General features: G+C 61.4%; 17 protein-coding genes and 1 pseudogene. 8 read left to right on the top strand and 10 right to left on the bottom strand.

Translation table 11 applies throughout. The features are described 5' to 3' along the window. The first annotated feature begins 5 nt into the window (after positions 1-5). The 3 genes from xylB to PQU92_RS17460 all read left to right on the top strand — a co-directional run bounded on the left by xylB (position 6) and on the right by PQU92_RS17460 (position 2,728). Positions 6-755, top strand: a complete 750-nt coding sequence (gene xylB, locus PQU92_RS17470; RefSeq protein ID WP_272749586.1) for a D-xylose 1-dehydrogenase — start codon at positions 6-8, stop codon at positions 753-755. Positions 756-859: 104 nt separating this feature from the next. Then, positions 860-1,756 (top strand): SMP-30/gluconolactonase/LRE family protein, encoded by an 897-nt coding sequence (locus PQU92_RS17465; protein ID WP_272749585.1) that lies wholly within the window; start codon positions 860-862, stop codon positions 1,754-1,756. Between the two features lie 108 nt (positions 1,757-1,864). Continuing rightward, on the top strand, positions 1,865-2,728 hold the full coding sequence (locus PQU92_RS17460) for an aldose 1-epimerase (protein ID WP_272749584.1): 864 nt from the start codon (positions 1,865-1,867) through the stop codon (positions 2,726-2,728). A gap of 17 nt (positions 2,729-2,745) precedes the next feature. Here the strand turns inward: PQU92_RS17460 and PQU92_RS17455 are convergent, their stop codons facing one another. From PQU92_RS17455 to fucP, 8 genes are all read right to left on the bottom strand, one after another. After that, a complete protein-coding gene (locus tag PQU92_RS17455; RefSeq protein ID WP_272749583.1) occupies positions 2,746-3,186 on the bottom strand; it encodes a cupin domain-containing protein in 441 nt (146 codons plus the stop codon). A gap of 125 nt (positions 3,187-3,311) precedes the next feature. Then, positions 3,312-4,049, bottom strand: coding sequence for an SDR family oxidoreductase (locus tag PQU92_RS17450; RefSeq protein ID WP_272749582.1), 738 nt, complete (start codon positions 4,047-4,049; stop codon positions 3,312-3,314). A 135-nt stretch (positions 4,050-4,184) separates the two neighbouring features. Further along, on the bottom strand, positions 4,185-5,393 hold the full coding sequence (locus PQU92_RS17445; protein WP_272749581.1) for a UxaA family hydrolase: 1,209 nt from the start codon (positions 5,391-5,393) through the stop codon (positions 4,185-4,187). Next, a complete protein-coding gene (locus tag PQU92_RS17440; RefSeq protein WP_272749580.1) occupies positions 5,390-5,689 on the bottom strand; it encodes a UxaA family hydrolase in 300 nt (99 codons plus the stop codon). Before PQU92_RS17440 ends, PQU92_RS17445 begins: the two co-directional genes overlap by 4 nt. Beyond that, positions 5,682-6,692, bottom strand: coding sequence for an aldo/keto reductase (locus PQU92_RS17435; protein WP_272749579.1), 1,011 nt, complete (start codon positions 6,690-6,692; stop codon positions 5,682-5,684). Before PQU92_RS17435 ends, PQU92_RS17440 begins: the two co-directional genes overlap by 8 nt. Before the next feature lie 180 nt (positions 6,693-6,872). Beyond that, positions 6,873-7,652, bottom strand: a complete 780-nt coding sequence (locus PQU92_RS17430) for an IclR family transcriptional regulator (RefSeq protein ID WP_272749578.1) — start codon at positions 7,650-7,652, stop codon at positions 6,873-6,875. After that, a complete protein-coding gene (locus tag PQU92_RS17425; protein ID WP_272749577.1) occupies positions 7,649-8,494 on the bottom strand; it encodes an amidohydrolase family protein in 846 nt (281 codons plus the stop codon). The genes PQU92_RS17430 and PQU92_RS17425 overlap by 4 nt, the downstream gene beginning before the upstream one ends. A 5-nt stretch (positions 8,495-8,499) precedes the next feature. Further along, positions 8,500-9,804 carry an L-fucose:H+ symporter permease gene (fucP, locus tag PQU92_RS17420; RefSeq protein ID WP_272749576.1) on the bottom strand — a complete coding sequence of 435 codons (1,305 nt, stop codon included), beginning with the start codon at positions 9,802-9,804 and terminating at the stop codon, positions 8,500-8,502. A gap of 149 nt (positions 9,805-9,953) precedes the next feature. On the opposite strand from fucP, the gene PQU92_RS17415 reads away from it, so the two are divergent. The 3 genes from PQU92_RS17415 to PQU92_RS17405 all read left to right on the top strand — a co-directional run bounded on the left by PQU92_RS17415 (position 9,954) and on the right by PQU92_RS17405 (position 12,020). Beyond that, a complete protein-coding gene (locus PQU92_RS17415) occupies positions 9,954-10,307 on the top strand; it encodes an L-rhamnose mutarotase (protein WP_272749575.1) in 354 nt (117 codons plus the stop codon). Positions 10,308-10,448: 141 nt separating this feature from the next. Then, a complete protein-coding gene (locus PQU92_RS17410; RefSeq protein ID WP_272749574.1) occupies positions 10,449-11,396 on the top strand; it encodes a Gfo/Idh/MocA family protein in 948 nt (315 codons plus the stop codon). 234 nt (positions 11,397-11,630) lie between these two features. Continuing rightward, positions 11,631-12,020 (top strand): cytidine deaminase, encoded by a 390-nt coding sequence (locus PQU92_RS17405; protein ID WP_272749573.1) that lies wholly within the window; start codon positions 11,631-11,633, stop codon positions 12,018-12,020. Between the two features lie 15 nt (positions 12,021-12,035). On the opposite strand, the gene pyk is transcribed toward PQU92_RS17405, so the two are convergent. Then, the gene (pyk, locus tag PQU92_RS17400) at positions 12,036-13,493 is read right to left on the bottom strand and encodes a pyruvate kinase (RefSeq protein ID WP_272749617.1); all 1,458 of its coding nucleotides are present in this window, start codon (positions 13,491-13,493) and stop codon (positions 12,036-12,038) included. Positions 13,494-13,916: 423 nt separating this feature from the next. Here pyk and PQU92_RS17395 point away from each other — a divergent pair, with 423 nt between their 5' ends. Beyond that, positions 13,917-15,269 carry a sugar MFS transporter gene (locus PQU92_RS17395; protein WP_272749572.1) on the top strand — a complete coding sequence of 451 codons (1,353 nt, stop codon included), beginning with the start codon at positions 13,917-13,919 and terminating at the stop codon, positions 15,267-15,269. 196 nt (positions 15,270-15,465) lie between these two features. Further along, complete coding sequence (locus PQU92_RS17390) at positions 15,466-16,380, top strand: ROK family protein (RefSeq protein WP_272749571.1); 915 nt, start codon at positions 15,466-15,468, stop codon at positions 16,378-16,380. 15 nt (positions 16,381-16,395) lie between these two features. Here the strand turns inward: PQU92_RS17390 and PQU92_RS17385 are convergent. Continuing rightward, positions 16,396-16,501, bottom strand: a pseudogene (locus PQU92_RS17385) (IS5/IS1182 family transposase); the annotation flags it as partial.

Genomic DNA, 16,501 nt, shown 5'->3' with positions numbered 1-16,501 from the left:
TATAAATGTCGTCTGCTATCTATCCGAGCCTCAAGGGGCGCAAGGTTCTGATCACCGGCGGGGGGTCTGGGATCGGTGCGGGGCTGGTCAAGGCCTTCGTCAATCAGGGTGCGCGCGTCCATTTCATCGATCTGGTCGACGAGGTAAGTTCTACGCTCGACCTCGGCGTGCTCGGCCTGCCGCCGGTGTTCCACAAGTGCGATCTGACCGATACCCCCACGCTTGAGAAAGTGTTGGCGGCCGTGGTCGCGGACGGGCCGGTGACGATCCTGATGAACAATGCGGCGCGTGACGACCGCCATTCGCTGGACGAGATCACCTCGGAATTCTTCGATAAAAATATCGGCGTCAACCTCAAGCATATGCTGATGGTCACCCGTGCCGTGGCGCCGGGCATGAAGGCGGCTGGTGGCGGGGCGATCATCAATTTCGGCTCGATTTCGTGGCATCTGGGTCTGCCAGACCTGACGCTTTATGAGACCGCCAAGGCCGGGATCGAGGGCATGACGCGGGCGCTGGCGCGTGAACTGGGGCCGGACAATATCCGCGTCACGACCATCATTCCGGGGAACGTCAAGACCCCGCGCCAGATGAAGTGGTACACGCCGGAAGGCGAGAAACAGATCGTCGACGCTCAGGCGCTCAAGGGTCGCATCGAGCCGCAGCATGTGGCGTCTCTGGCGCTGTTTCTGGCGTCGGACGATGCGTCGTTATGCACCGGCCACGGCTACTGGATCGACGCCGGCTGGCGGTAACGCCTAATCTATACCTCCCTGCCCTTGGGCGGGGAGGGGGACCATTCTCGGAGAGAATGGTGGTGGGGGAGGGGTGTTGCCCCGATCTCAAGCAGGTGAATGCCATGACTCTTTTTCAACCGACCTGCCTTCTCGATCTCAAGGCCACGCTGGGCGAAGGGCCCGTCTGGTCGGCCTATGACCACGCCCTCTGGTTCGTCGATATCAAGCAAAAGCGCGTTCATCGCTACGATCCCGATATCGGGGCACATCGGACGTATCCGGCGCCATCCGAGCCGGGGTTTCTGGCGCCGAAAATACACGGCGGGTTCATCGTCGGCTGTAAAACGGGTCTGTACGACTTCGACCCGATTACCGGTCACTTCACCCTGCTGACCCATGTCGAGGCGGGCATTCCCACCAACCGGCTGAACGACGGTTATGTCGATGCGCAGGGCCGACTATGGTTCGGCTCGATGGACGATGACGAGGCGCGTCCGACCGGCAGGCTCTATCGCTACGACGCGCGTGGCCTGAAGGTGATGGATGAGGACTATGTCATCACCAACGGTCCGGCGGTCAGCCCGGACGGCAAGACTCTCTACCATAACGACACGCTAAAAAAGCATATCTATGCCTTCGACCTCGATGCCGACGGCGAGATCACCAATAAGCGCCTGTTCGCGCAACTGGATGCAGAAGGTCATGCCCCGCCGCATGGCGAAGGCTATATGGACGGTCCCATTGTGGACAGCGAGGGTAATGTTTGGGTGGGGCTGTTCTTCGGCTGGGGTGTCAATGTCTATGCGCCGGATGGCCGCCTGATTCGTAAGGTCGATTTCCCGGTCTCGAACGTCACCAAGATCGCTTTTGGCGGCCGCGATCTGAAGACCGTTTATGCGACGACGGCGGCCAAGGGGCTCACGACGGACGATCTGAAAGCGCAGCCCCTGGCGGGCGGGCTGTTCAGTTTCCGCAGCGACGTGGCCGGGCAACCGCAGAACGCCATCGCGTTCCTGTGATAGACGAATGGTTGAGCGCCATGACAAGCCATAGTATCTGTATATACCACTACGCGTAACGACGGGGCTTCGATCAGGCGCCGCACATAACAAAACCGGGATGAAACCATGATCGAGCTATCACCGCTGACTCTCAGCTGCCGCGATACGGTGCTGGAACTCAATCCGCATCTGGGTGGGTCTATTGCGCGACTGATCCACAAGGGCCGTGACTATATGCGCCGGACGCCGGACGGTGCGCGCGACGTGTTGCAAACCGCGTCGTTTCCGCTGGTGCCCTTTTGCAATCGCATCCGGGACGGCCATTTTGCGATCGGTACGCACAAGGTGGCGCTCAGGCCGAATCTGGGCGATCATCCGCATGCCATTCATGGTCAGGGGTGGCTCAATAGCTGGCGCGTCAGCGAGCAGGGGCCGTCGCGCGTGGTCCTGACCTACCGCCACGAGGCCGGTGAATGGCCGTGGACCTACGAGGCGCGGCAGGTGTTCGAACTGCGTCCGGGCGGTCTGCGCGTATGGTTGAGCGTCAAGAACCTAAGCCCCAGCGCCATGCCGGCGGGATTGGGGTTCCACCCCTACTTCAACCGTACGCCCCTGACGCGGCTGAAAAGCCAGTTGGATGGGGTATGGATGGCCGATGCCGAATGCCTGCCGACGGAATGGCACGCCGGTATCTGGCGCAAGGACTGGACCGGCGGTGATTTCGTGACCGACGGTGAGTTGATCGACCATTGCCATACCGGCTTTACGGGGCGCGCCGATATCTATGAAGGCGCGCAGCCGACTCTGACCTTGCGCGCCTCGCCGGACTGCCACTGGCTGCATATCTATGTGCCGCCGGGCGAGGACTATTTCTGCGCCGAGCCGGTCAATCATATGCCCGATCCGTTCAACCACGCCAATTCAGGCCTGCGTTGCCTTAAGCCTCAGGCGGTGGCGATGGTATGGATGGATCTGACGCTGCACGGATAAGTGCATGCCCAAAAATATTATTTCGTCCGTTCTTTTAACGGATAGGACACGATCAGGCTGAGCGGTTCGTCGCCGACCTGCTTGATGCCGACCTTCGCGCCTTCGTAGAGATAGGCGGTCATGCCGGTGGTAAGCGTTTTCGTCACACCGTCGGATTCGACGAGGCCGGTGCCGGAGACGACGTAATAGACCTCGTCGTGCTCGATCGGATGGATGCCGATAGCCGAGCCCTTGTGAAGGATGCGTTTGCGGAACTCCATGGCGCGCTGAGGGGCCTTGTCGCTGATGCGGTAGGCCGTCGACATGCCGATATTGCCGTGCGGGGTGGGCTGTTCGACGATGGTGTCCTTCTCGTCGATCACGACCATCCCAGGCAAGATGGGGGGCTGGTTCACGGGCGGCGCTCCGTAGGCGAGGGCGGGCAGGGCGATCAGGGCAGCGGCAAGCATCAGGCGCATGGGGGTTCCTCTCATATCTTTTCCGCGAAGAGAAGACGCATAACCGTCAAATGTCAAATCCGGGCCGATGCCACATGTGAATGAATCGATCCACCTTTCGATGCGAGGCATCGAAAGGTGAGAGATTACATAATCCAGCCGCCGTCGATGATGTGGATCTGGCCGGTGGTGAACCCCGACTCGTCGGAGCCGAGATAGACCGCCAGTGCCGCCAGTTCATCCGGTTTGCCGAAGCGGCCCATGGCCTGACGCGCGGTGAACTCGCCATAGGCCTTGTCGAAGTCGCCCGTGTCGCGCAGGCGTTGCAGCAGCGACGGCGTCTCGACCGTGCCGGGGCAGATCGCGTTGCAGCGGATGCCCTGAGCCACGAAATCGGCGGCGACGGCCTTGGTCAGACCGATGACGGCGGCCTTGGTAGCGCCATAGGCGAAGCGGTTGGCCACGCCCTTGATCGAAGAGGCGACCGACGACATGTTGATGATCGACCCGCCGCCATTTTTGAGCATGTTCGGCAGCACGGCACGGATCAGGCGGTACTGCGCCGTGACGTTGAGGCTGTTGGCGAAGGCCCACTGGTCTTCGTCGCAATCGAGGATGCTGCCCGCGTGGACGACGCCCGCGCAGTTATAAAGAATGTCGATCTGCGGGAACTCGGCGGCGATCGCCTTGACCGCGTCGGGGTCGGTGACGTCGAGCTTGCGGGCGATGACGTTGTCGAGTTTGGCGATTTCGGCCAGCGCCGCGTCATTGATGTCGCCTGCGATGACGGTCGCGCCTTCGCGGACATAGGCTTCGACGGTGGCGCGGCCGATGCCTTGGGCAGCGGCGGTGATGAGGGCGGTTTTACCTTGAAGTCGTGACATGGTGTTTCTCAAATCTTCCCCTCGCCCCTGTGAGGAGAGGGTGGCTTGCATAGCAAGCCGGGTGAGGGGGCTGGACGATGGGTTGCCCCCTCATCCGGTCCTGCGGACCACCTTCTCCCCACAGGGAGAAGGAAATTATGCGCGTTTCAACGGCAGGCACGCGGGGCCAAGCGGATCGAAGGCCTTGTAGGTCAGGATGAACTCCTGGTGCCCCATGGCTTCCGACTTGGTCCTTTGGCCCGCGGCGGTGGCTAGTACGCTGTCGATGATCTCCTGACCGACGGCGTCCAGGGTGGCGCGGCCTTCCATGATCTTTCCCGCGTCGATATCCATATCTTCGCTGAGCTTGCGGTAGGTGTCCGGATTGGCGCAGACCTTGATCACCGGCGAGATGGCCGAGCCGACAACGCTGCCGCGGCCGGTGGTGAACAGGGTCACGTGCGATCCGCAGGCGATCAGCTCGACGATTTCGGCATTGTCCGAGATATTGGGGAAGCCAAAGCGCGGCTCACCGTCCGGCACCACATCGAGCAGGTAGAGCCCGCCCGTCGGGGGAATATCCCCCGGCTGAAGGATGCCGCAGATCGGTGCGGCGCCCGACTTCGAATAGGCCCCCATCGACTTTTCTTCCTGCGTCGTCAGGCCGCCCTCGGCATTGCCGGGCGCGAACGAGCCATAGCCCATGACGGTGTAATAGGCCTCGGCCTTCTGCACGCAGGCTTCGAGTGCCGCGCCCAGTTCTGGCGTGATGGCGCGCGAGGCCATGATGGTTTCGCAGCCGACCAGTTCGCCGGTCTCCTCGAAGACGCAGGCGGCCCCCTGCGCGCCGAACCAGTCGAAAGCGCGGCCGACGGCGGGGTTGGCGGTGATGCCGGACGTGCCGTCCGAGCCGCCGCAGATGGTGCCGATGACCAGTTCCGATACGTCCATATCGACCACGGGCGTTTCCGCCGCGATGGCTTTCAGACGTTCGACGGCCTCACGCCCCTTCTGGATGGTCGACAGCGTACCGCCGGAATTCTGGATGACCAGCACCTCGCACGGGCGGCCTGACGCCTCGATGGCCGATTTCAGGCGCTCGCGGTTGAAGCTTTCACAGCCGAGCGAGATCAGCAGGACGCCACCGACATTGGGATGGGTGGTCACCGCCGACATCACCTTGAAAGCGTAGTCGTTGGGGTAGCAGCCGGGGAAGCCGATCAGATGGACGTCCATGTCGTCGGACTTCTGAACGATCTGACGCGCCACGTGGTGCGCGCATTCGACCAGATAGGCGACGGCGACGACGTTGCGGATGCCTTTGCGGCCATCGGCGCGCAGATAACCTTTGAACGGAGCGGTCATGCGGCACCGCCGGACGCGTTGCGGGTATGGGAGGGGATATAGTCGCTTTGCATATTGTGCATGTGGACGTGGCCGCCGCGCGGCGTGTCTTTCGTCATGGAACCGATGGGGGCGCCGTATTTGAGGATCTTGTCGCCGGGGCGCAGATCGACCCGCGCCACCTTGTGACCGACCTCGATCGGCTGGGTAATCGTGACGGCTTCACCGTCGATCGTGGCCACCGTACCGGGCGCGATGGTTTCGCGGCAGACCAGAACATTGTCCGTCGGATGCAGCAGGATCAGGGCCTCAGGCATCGAGCGCCTCCGGGACCGGTGCGGCGTCGCTAAGCAGGCCTTCGGCTTTCAGATCGGCCCATAGCGCCGGCGGGATCGGGTGGCGGAACAGGGCTGAATTGGTCTCGACCTGAGCCGGGCTGTTCATGCCGGTCAGGACGCTGACCACGACCGGGTGGGCCAGCGGGAATTGCAGCGCGGCGGCGGCCAGGGGCACCCCGTGCGCCGCGCAAACCGCTTTCAGACGGACGACGCGGTCCACGATGTCGGCTGGTGGCGCGGCGTAATTATAGTGCTGACCGTCGGCCAGCATACCGGAATTGAACGGTGCGGCCGCGATGATCGAGACGCCTTTGGCGGCGCAGCGATCGAAGAAACCGTCCAGCGGCGCCTGTTCCAGCAGGGTATAGCGACCGGCCAGCAGCACGACGTCGATATCGGCGGCGCTCATAACCTGATCGCAGATGGCGGATTCGTTGACACCCAGCCCGATGGCCCCGATCAGCCCCTGAGCCTTCAGATTTTGCATGGCCTCAAGGCCGCCGCGCAGGAAGGTCTGCAGGTGATAGTCGTGCTGGCCGCCGTGGGTTTCGCGCCCCAGATCGTGGGCCAGCAGGATGTCGATCCGCTCGCGCTTCAGCCGCTTCAGGCTGTCCTCGAACGACCGCATGATGCCGGAATAGGAATAGTCGAAATGTTCTTCGAACGGATCGCCGTCGACAAAGCCGTGGCGCTCGGTGCCAGGCGGCGGCGGGGTGATCGGGCTCAGGACGCGCCCGGCCTTACTCGACAGGGTGACATTTTTCGGCAGGGTCGCGCCGAGACGCCGTTCGCTCAGGCCCTGCCCGTAGCGCGGCGCGGTGTCGATATAGTCTATCCCCGCTTCGACCGCCGCCGCGACCGTGGCGGCGGCATCGGCATCGGTGACGGGCTGATAAAGATTGCCAATGGCCGCCGCGCCAAAGCCCAGCGCGCCGACCTTGACGCCGGTGCGACCAATCTCGGATTTAGGAAATGAAAACACCCGTAGGCTGCCCTGTATTGTCGTGAAATTAGATATCACTTATAAAAACGAATACAGTTCGGTGACGCGGCTTTCAAGCGCTCTTCGTGCGGTAACGGGCGAGAAGACGCATTTTGTCTTTCATCGATAAAAGTCGCGCAAAGGGGTTTTCAGGACGTTGCGTTCGGCCCTGAAACCGACCTAACCGCCCAGCATCTTGGTCAGGGCCGCCGCCGTCGACTTGAGCTTGGCGATGGTATCTTCCAGGCTGAGGCAGCCGTGGGTTTTCATCCATGGAATGGTCATGGCGGCGATGACCGACGAATCGTTCAGGACCGGACAGGAAACATCCAGCACGCCATCGACGAAATCGCTCTTGGCCTGAACGTGGCCCTGTTGCAGGGCGCGGTCGGCGACGGTTTCGAACAACGCCCATTCCTGCGGCGTGGCGGTGCCCCTGAGCAGGCCGCGCCAGTGTTCCTTGAGCTTCGGCGGCTGGAAGGCATAGAGCACGAGGCCCGAGGTCGATTGCACCAGCAGACGCTGATAGCCGACGCGGACCGAAAAGCCGAGGTCGCCCGGGGCTTCGATACGGGCGATGACGACCATATGGTCGTCCGACGCTATGGCCAGATGCACGGACTGACGCACCTGTTCGGACAGGGCCTGCATCAGGGGCAGGGCCGAGGCCAGCAGGTTCTGGCTGGGGCCGCGACTCATGCCGAGCGAGAACAGCTTGTTGGTCAGTTCCAGCCCTTCGCCCTTTTGCGAGGGGGCCACATAGCCGCGGCTTTCCAGCACCTGCACCATGCGGAACAGTTCGCTGACCGATCGGTCGAGGCGGTTGGAAATCTGCGACAGGGTCATGGGGCGCTTGTTGGCCGCCAGCAGCTCCAGCACGTCGAGCCCTTTTTCCAGCGCCGGGGCGCGGTATTTGAGGGTCTTGGCGTCATCGCCCGCCCGGCTGTCTTCGGTGATCATCGGCATCCCTGCGTCGTGTATATTTTTTTTGCGTTATGCCCGAAGATGTCGTCTCTGTCGCCGCGCGTCAAATGGTTTAGGCGGTGCGCCAGCCAATCGTGCCATTCGCCCCAGCTTTCGCGCAGGCCCAGCACCGGCCAGTCCGATCCGAACATCAGGCGCTGCGGCCCGAAGACCTCGATCAGATGATCGACATAGGGGATGAGGTCGTCGATGGGCTGACCCGGGGCCATTTCTGTCCGCAGACCCGACAGCTTGCAGGTAATGTTCGGATATCCGGCCACGGTTTCGATGGCCCGGAACCAGGCAAGGGTCTCTTCGGGGCGGAGGCGATTCGTTGCCACGGGTGGCTTGGCGCCGTGGTCGATGACGATGCGCAGGTCCGGGTAACGCGCGGCCAGCGTCCCGATAAACGGCAGGTGGCGGGTAAAGACCAGCGCATCGAAAGTCAGGTTGGCGGTGACCATGGCCGCCAGACCGGGCGCGACCTGCGGACGCAGAATCCAGTCGTCGTCCGGCAGCCCCTGTAGCATGGGGCGCAGGCCTTTCACCTTCGGTTGCCGGGCCAGAGCGGCGACGCGGGCAGGCGCATCGGCGGCGGCAAGGTCGGTCCAGCCGACGATCCCCAGCACCAGAGCTTCGTCTTGCAGGCTGTCGATTAGCCACGCCGTATCGGCGTCGGACGGTTGCGACTGCACGACAATGGTGCCGCCAAGACCGGGCGCGGCGGCGCGCAGATCGTCAAGGCCGAAGTCGCGATAGATCGGCGTCAGGTCGGGGGTCGGCCATTCGAAGCCGTGCCGCCCGACCTGCCACAGGTGATGGTGCGCATCGACAAGCACAATCGTCAGTGCCCGGTTATGGCCACGGGGGCGGCATTCGCGGCCTTCGGGGCGCGGAAGGCATATAGGGCGATCACGGCAAAGCACACGGCGGTGACCACGAAGGCGGTGCGGATGTGGCTGTGATCCGAGACCATGCCCATGACGGCGGTCAGGACCGCGCCGCCGACGATGCTCATCACCAGCAGTGACGATCCGGTCTTGGTCAGGTTGCCGAGGCCCGCGACCGAGGTAGCGAAGATGGTCGGGAACATGATCGACATGAAGAAGCTGGACGCCACCAGCGCCCACAGGCCGTTCTGTCCGCCGCTGACGACCGCGAACAGGGTCAGGCCAATATTGACGATGGCGAACAGGCCCAGAATCAGGCTGGGGCGCAGTTTCGTCATCAGGCCGGTGCCGATGAAACGGCCCACCGCAAAGGCGATCAGGGCATAGTAGAGATAGGTGGCGGCGGCCTTGTCGGTCAGGCCGATCTCAGCCTGGGCGTAGCGGATCATATAGCTCCAGATGCCGACCTGCGCGCCGACGTAAAAGAACTGCGCCACGACACCGAACAGGAAGTGCGGGCGCTGGAAGAGGCGGCTCACCGAGGTCAGGAAGCCGATCTCCTCACCCGTGTCCTCATGCGCGTTTTTCGTGGCGGCGGCCGGGAATTTCGACAGGAAGACCAGTAGCGCCCACGCCAGCACCACCGTGCCGATGAGCAGATACGGCCCCTGTACGGCCTTGACTTCGGTGACGTAGAAGGCCTGACGGGCGGCGTCCGACATGGCGGCCAGCGCCGCTTCGTCGTGTTCGATGCCCGACAGGATGAACTGCTGCCCGATGAAGATGCCGCTCAAAGCACCAAGTGGGTTGAAGCTTTGCGCCAGATTGAGGCGGAAGGCGGCCTTGTCGGGCGAACCCAGCACCGTGATCAGCGGGTTGGCCGAGGTCTCAAGAAAGGCCAGACCCGACGCGATGACGAACAGTCCGCCGAGGAACCAGCTATATTGGTGATTATCGGCAGCCGGGTAGAAGAGGAACGCCCCGGCGGCATAGAGCAGCAAGCCCAGAACGACCGCCGACTTATAACCGAACTTGCGCATGACGAAGGCGGCGGGCAGGGCGAGCAGAAAATACCCCATATAGAATGCCGACTGAACCAGACCCGATTGCAGATCGGTCAGGACGAAGGCCTTCTTGAACTGCGGAATCAGGACGTCGTTCAGATTGTTGGCGACCCCCCAGAAAAAGAACAGGCTGGTGATCAGGATCAGCGGCCATACGGCGCTGAACCCCTTGGCGGGGGTGGTTTGGGTCGTCATGGGTGTCCTCTTGGCCTGCGTCTGGCCGGTTATGGTCCGGTCCTGTTGCGGGAGAGAAAACAGCATTTTGAAACAGATTGTCAAATATGAAATTTACACGGCACGTAAAATCGTTCAGAAATCGGGAAAAATGATGAGGAAACGCTTTCATGACCGACACGCAACGCTACTGTTTCGCCCTTGATCTGAATGACGATGCCGAACTGATCGCGGGCTACAAGGCCTGGCATGCGCCCGGCGCCGTCCCCGCCGCCGTGACGCGGTCGATTCGCGACGCCGATATCCGCGAGCTGGAAATCTGGCAGGTCCACGACCGCATGTTCATGATCATGGAGGTCGGCCCCGACTTTTCGCCAGACGCCAAGGCCGCCGCCGATCTGGCCGATGCCGATGTGCAGGCGTGGGAGCGCCTGATGTGGCAGTTTCAGAAACCCCTACCCAAAGCCCGTGAAGGCGAAAAATGGGTCGCGCTGGAACGGATTTACGCCTTGTCGGCGCAATAACGCGCGGTTGACTCCCCTTTACCCTATGCTATGTCGGAGCCACTATTTGTCAGGGTAATTTCACCAATTGTGTGATAATTCTTGCGGCGTGCCGCACGGCCTGATAACCGGTCAAAAAGCGTATAGCTGAGGGAAGCGTTCATGTTTGGTAAGAAGAAGCTTAAGCCGCTGAAAATCGGCCTTGTCGGTCTGGGCAAGATCGCGGTGGATCAACACATTCCGTCGATCCGCGCCAATCCGGGCTTGGAACTGGTGGCTGGCTGCTCGCCCAACGCCCGTCCGGACGATGTAAAGGCTTACAACTCCCTCGAAGAGATGCTGGCGGCGCACCCCGAGATCGAAGCGGTCGCCATCTGCACCCCGCCGCAGATCCGCCATACCATCGCCAGGCAGGTCATCGCTGCGGGCAAGCACGTTTTCCTCGAAAAGCCGCCCGCCGCGACGCTGGGCGAAGCCGAGGCCATCGCTGATCTGGCCAAGGCCAAGGGCGTGTCGGTACTGGCGTCCTGGCATTCGCGCTTTGCCCCGGCGGTCGAGACCACGCGTCAGTGGATCGCCGCGCGTACCATCAAATCCATCCACGTCGTGTGGAAGGAAAACGTGCGTCAGTGGCATCCGGGCCAGAAGTGGATATTCGAGGCCGGCGGCATGGGCGTCTTCGATCCGGGCATCAACTCGCTGTCGATCCTGACGCGTATCGTGGCGGAAAAGGTCGTCGTCAAAAAGGCCGACCTGCATATCCCGGTCAATTGCGAAGCGCCGATTCAGGTCGAGATGGATATGACGACCGAAAGCGGTATCGCGATCCGTGCCGACTACGACTTCCTGCAAACCGGTATCCAGACCTGGTCGATCTTCGTCGAAAGCGACAGCGGTGAAAAGCTGGAACTGAACATGGGCGGCACTGGCCTGATCATCAACGGCACCGAGATCATGAAGGAAAAGGAAGCCGAATATCCGGGCCTTTATGCGCACTTCGAAAAGCTGGTGCGCGCCGGGCAATCGGATGCCGATTTCTCGCCGCTGCGCGTGGTGGCCGACGCCATGCTGCTGGGTAAGCGCATCGCCGCCCCGGAATATATCGAGTAGGTCGAAATAAGATAAGATTTTACCACGAAAAACACAAAAAGCACGAAAAAGCAGGCTGAAGCTGCTGCGCGAAGCGCGGTAACTAATGTGCAGCATTACATGCTTAAAGGCGCTTCGCGCAAAAATTTGAGTAAGCTCCCTTTTTGTGCTTTTCGTGTTTTTCGTGGCTAAAAAAATCTTGTGGCGCGTCAGGCTTTATTGCGGCAAGCTTACCTTCCATGGACGGAGCGTAAATTGTCCCAAAACCTGTTCAAGGCCGCTAAGGCCGCTACCGCGTTCAGCCATTCCCCCTATTCGAAATTCCCGGTAGGGGCGGCGATCCTGGCCGACGACGGCAAGGTCTATAGCGGCGCCAATATCGAAAATATCGCCTTCCCGCAGGGCTGGTGTGCGGAAACGACGGCCCTGTCGCATATGATCATGGGCGGCGGCAAAAGGGTGCTCGAAATCGCCGTCTTCGCCCCGTGCCATCCGCACTGTCCGCCGTGCGGCGGCTGTCGTCAGAAACTGGCCGAATTTGCCGACGCTTCGGCGCAGATTCACATGTACGCCGAGGACGGCAGCGTGAAAACGGCAGCGCTGGGTGACTTGCTGCCGATGAACTTCAACGCTGACCTGACCTGACCTGACCTGACCTGATTATTTCACTTCGTCTTCGAATTCTGGTTCGCTGATCTGGGTCCGGGTGACCTTGGCGACGCGCAGCGCGTTGGTCGAGCCCGACTTGCCGAACGGCATCCCTGCTACGATGACGATGTCCTGACCGGGTTCGGAAATGCCTTCGGTGCGGGCGATCTGCACGGCGACCTGAACGGTTTCCGACATCGAGTGGGTGACCGGCGCCGGGGTCGCGTGCACCCCCCAGGTCAGGGCCATGCGCCGGGCCGTTTCCATATGCGGCGTCAGGCAGAGGATAGGCGCGGTCGGGCGTTCGCGCGCCACGCGGAGCGTCGTGGGGCCGGAATTGGTCAGGGCGACGATGGCCGAGGCCTCAATGGTTTGCGCCACCTGACGCGCGGCGGTGGCGATGGCGCCCGACACCGACTTTTCCGTTTCCGGGCGGCGGCGGTCGGTCTGCATGCGCCAGTCGGCGTCCTTTTCGACGCGGCCGACGATACGGTCCATGATGGTGACGGCCTCGACCGGATACTGACCCGCGGCGGTTTCCGCCGACAGCATGACCGCATCGGCCCCATCATAGACAGCGGTCGCGACGTCGGAGGCTTCGGCGCGGGTGGGCGTGGGGGCCGAGATCATCGATTCGAGCATCTGGGTGGCCACGATGACCGGCTTGCCCAGATCGCGGGCGGCACGGATGATGCGCTTCTGCGCCAGCGGCACTTCTTCGGGCGGCAGTTCGACGCCGAGGTCGCCGCGCGCCACCATGACCGCGTCCGACAAGGCCAGAATGGATTCGAGATTGTCGAGGGCCTGCGGTTTTTCGAGCTTGGACAGAACCCAGGCCCGGCCCTTGATGATCTCCTGCGCTTCCATGACGTCTTCGGGACGCTGGACGAAGCTGAGGCCGATATATTCGACGCCGCGTTCCAGCGCGAAGGCCATGTCCTCGCGGTCCTTTTTGGTCAGGGCCGGGATGGGCAGCACGACGTCGGGGACATTGACGCCCTTACGATCCGACAGGCGGCCGCCGGTGACAACCACGGTTTCGACGTGGTCTTCGCGGACGTGGGTGACGCGCAGCTTGAGCTTGCCGTCGTCCAGCAAAAGGTGCGAGCCGATCTGCGCCGCGCCGATGATTTCCGGATGCGGCAGGTTGGCGCGCGTCAGGTCGCCGGGCGTCGGATTGAGGTCGAGGCGGAAAGTCTGACCGGGGCTGAGCACGATGGCACCGCCCATGAAACGGCCGACCCGCAACTTCGGTCCCTGCACGTCGGCCAGAATACCGATCGGACGCTTGGTCTTGGCCTCAAGGTCGCGGATAAGGTCGATATTGCGCCCGTGATCTTCGTGCGAGCCGTGCGAAAAGTTCAGGCGGAAGACATCGGCCCCGGCCTGAAACAGTTGCGCCAGCATGTCGGCATTGGAGGAGGCGGGGCCCAGGGTGGCGACCAGTTTCGTACGGCGGCGGCGAAGTATTTTCAAGGGATCGAACTCTTTAAGCTGGTAAGGAGGTCACCGGACACGAAGGGCTCCGGTTTCAGAACATATTTTTGGCAAGGGTGACAAAAGTCCTGTTCCCTCCCTTGGGTCAAGTCACATTTTGCGAAACCTTTTCGTGATTTTTGACGCATAAGGCAAAAACCAGACAGCGTTGTCACGGCAAATCGGGTCAGGCAAGTGGAAAATCATCAATATTGCAATCTTGTCGGACAAATGCCCTCGCAAAGGTGCCGATTTGTTGATAAAGACATCCTTATGGGACGGCGATCGAATTTTTCATTTGCAAACCAATGCCGATATGCGTTGTCTGACAAATTGAATGAGGGGATCGATACGGGCCAAACAGAAGTCTCCTCAAGGGAACCTTTCTAACTCATCTCAAACCTACAGGTAGGGTACATGTCTGAACCGTCAAGCACCGCCAAGCGCGGGGGCAGCGGCCTCGTTCTGGCCATTATTTATGTGACCGCGCTCTTCTTCATCTGGGCCGTTGTCACCAATCTTCTCGATCCGCTGGTGAAGACCATGAAGACGGTCTTCACCCTGACTCCGGTTCAGGCCATGTTGACCGGCTTCGCCTTCTTCATTGCCTATTTCGTGATGTCCATGCCGTCGGCGGCCTTTCTGTCGCGATTCGGTTACGCCAAATCGGTCATGGTCGGTCTTGGCGGTATCGCAGCAGGTTGTTTTCTGGCGATCGCCGCGGCCAAGCTGCACGTTTACACCATCTTCCTGATCGCCCTGTTCATCATGGCTTCGGGCGTGACCCTGCTTCAGGTGGCGGCCAACCCGCTGATCGCCTCGATGGGCAAGCCCGAGGATTCGGCCTTCCGCCTGAACCTGTCACAATCGTTCAACTCGCTCGGCGCGGCCTGTGGTCTGTTCTTCGGTGCGTCGTTCCTGCTGAACGGCGATATCTTCAAGAAAGATGTGGTCATTACCGAACTGATGAAGGAAGAAGCGCTCGGCTTCGTCACCAACGTCTATTTCGCCATTGGTCTGGCGCTGGCGATCTTCATTTTCATGATCTGGCTGGTGCGTGACAAGATCACCGCCGCCGCGCCCAAGACCGGCCATCTGGTGTCGCCGTTCACGGCCCTGACGTCCAAATGGGCCAACCTCGGCTCGATCGGTATCTTCCTTTATGTCGGTGCCGAAGTTGCCATTTCGCTCAACCTGCTCCTGTTCTTAGAGCAAGCCAATATTCTGAACCTCGAAGCTCAGTCGGCCGGTCACCTGACCACCTACTATATGCTGTTCGCCATGATCGGTCGCTTTGCCGGTTCGGCTCTCCTGAAGTTCGTCAAGGACTATGTCATGCTGGGGATCGTGGCCGTCGGCGCCATTGCCCTGTCGCTGCTTGTCATCTTCACCAAAGACATGGTGCCGTCTGAACCGACGGGCATGATCAATGTCATCCTGACCTCCGTGCCGAACACTACCGGTCTGATCCCGGCCTTCGGTGCGCTGCTGATCGGCCTGTTCAACTCGATCATGTTCCCAACCATCTTCACCCTGACCCTGCAACGGTCGAGTGCGCCGACTTCGGCGACCTCAGGCCTGCTGTGCATGGCCATTGCCGGCGGTGCGGTACTGCCGCTGATCTTCGCCTGGATTGAAGAGAAGACGGGCTCGAAGTCGATGGGCTTCATCGCGCCTCTGGTCTGCTATGTTTATGTCCTGTGGTTTGCGTTCGTCGCCAAGAAGGCCCCGACCCATGCCATCGAAGAAGGCGTGAGCGGCGGTCACTAAGCCGGTGTTAGAGCGTGTTCCGATCTGGTTGGATCGGAACACGCTCTAAGTTTTTTTGTCGCGCATTTAACTCCGAAAACCGTTTCACACTTTTCGGAATGCGCTTTAAAACACACTGCGGCGTTATAAAATGTCGTTATACTGAACGGCCTCGTCCCTTTGGACGGGGCCGTTTTGTTTGGTGGTGAGGGACTCCATGCTGCGTATCGGCGTCGATTTCGGCGGCACGAAGATAGAGGCTGCGGCCCTGTTGCCCGACGGGACCTTCTTGTCGCGCCACCGCGCACCCAATCCCGGCGATTATGTCGCCGCCCTGACCCTGGTCAGGGATCTTATCGCACGCGTCGAGGCGGAGGCGAGGGCCGATGGTTCTATCGCAGAGCCCCCCCCCACCATCGGCATCGGATCGCCGGGCTCCACCTCACCGCGGACGGGCCTGATGCGCAATTCCAATTCCCTCTATCTCAATGGCCGGACGTTCCGCGAAGACCTGCAAACCGTGCTTGAGCGGCCGGTGCGGCTGGCCAACGATGCCAATTGTCTGGCCCTGTCCGAAGCCGTGGATGGCGCCGCCGAAGGGGCATCGTCCGTTTTTGGCGTGATTATCGGTACGGGCTGCGGCGGCGGGGTGGTGGTCGGGCAGCGACTGCTTGATGGTGCCAACGGTATCGCCGGGGAATGGGGACATATGCCCCTGCCGTGGCCCGGTCCCGACGAGCATCCGGGCCCACCGTGCTGGTGCGGCCTGCATGGCTGTCTGGAAACCTGGGTGTCCGGTTCGGGTTTCGCCCGCGATTTCTGCGCGACGACCGGGCGCGACCTGAAAGGCGAGGCGATCATCGATACCATGCGCGCGGGCGATCCAGAAGCCATCGCCGCGTTCGACCGCTTTTTGTCGCGTCTGGGCCGCAGTCTGGCGGTGGTGGCCAATCTGTTCGATCCGGACGTTATCGTCTTCGGCGGCGGGCTGTCCAATGTCGGTGAGATATATGAGCGCTTGCCCGGCCTGATTGCGCCCTACGTCTTTTCCGATGTGTGGGAAGCCCGGCTTGTGCCGGCCCGCTGGGGCGATTCGTCAGGCGTGCGCGGTGCGGCCTATCTTTGGGGCTGACCCTAGGTTCGAGACTCAATCAGTCCACCAAGTAATTGCGATAGCAATAGCGATGGCGGCAGCAAAATTGGCTGCGAGTTTGTCGTATCGGGTGGCGATGCGTCTCCAGTCCTTTAATCGG

The organism is Asticcacaulis aquaticus (assembly GCF_028550415.1).
GTDB lineage: Bacteria > Pseudomonadota > Alphaproteobacteria > Caulobacterales > Caulobacteraceae > Asticcacaulis > Asticcacaulis aquaticus.
The sequence above is the reverse complement of the archived record's forward strand: the minus strand, read 5'-3'. Positions and strand labels throughout refer to the sequence as shown.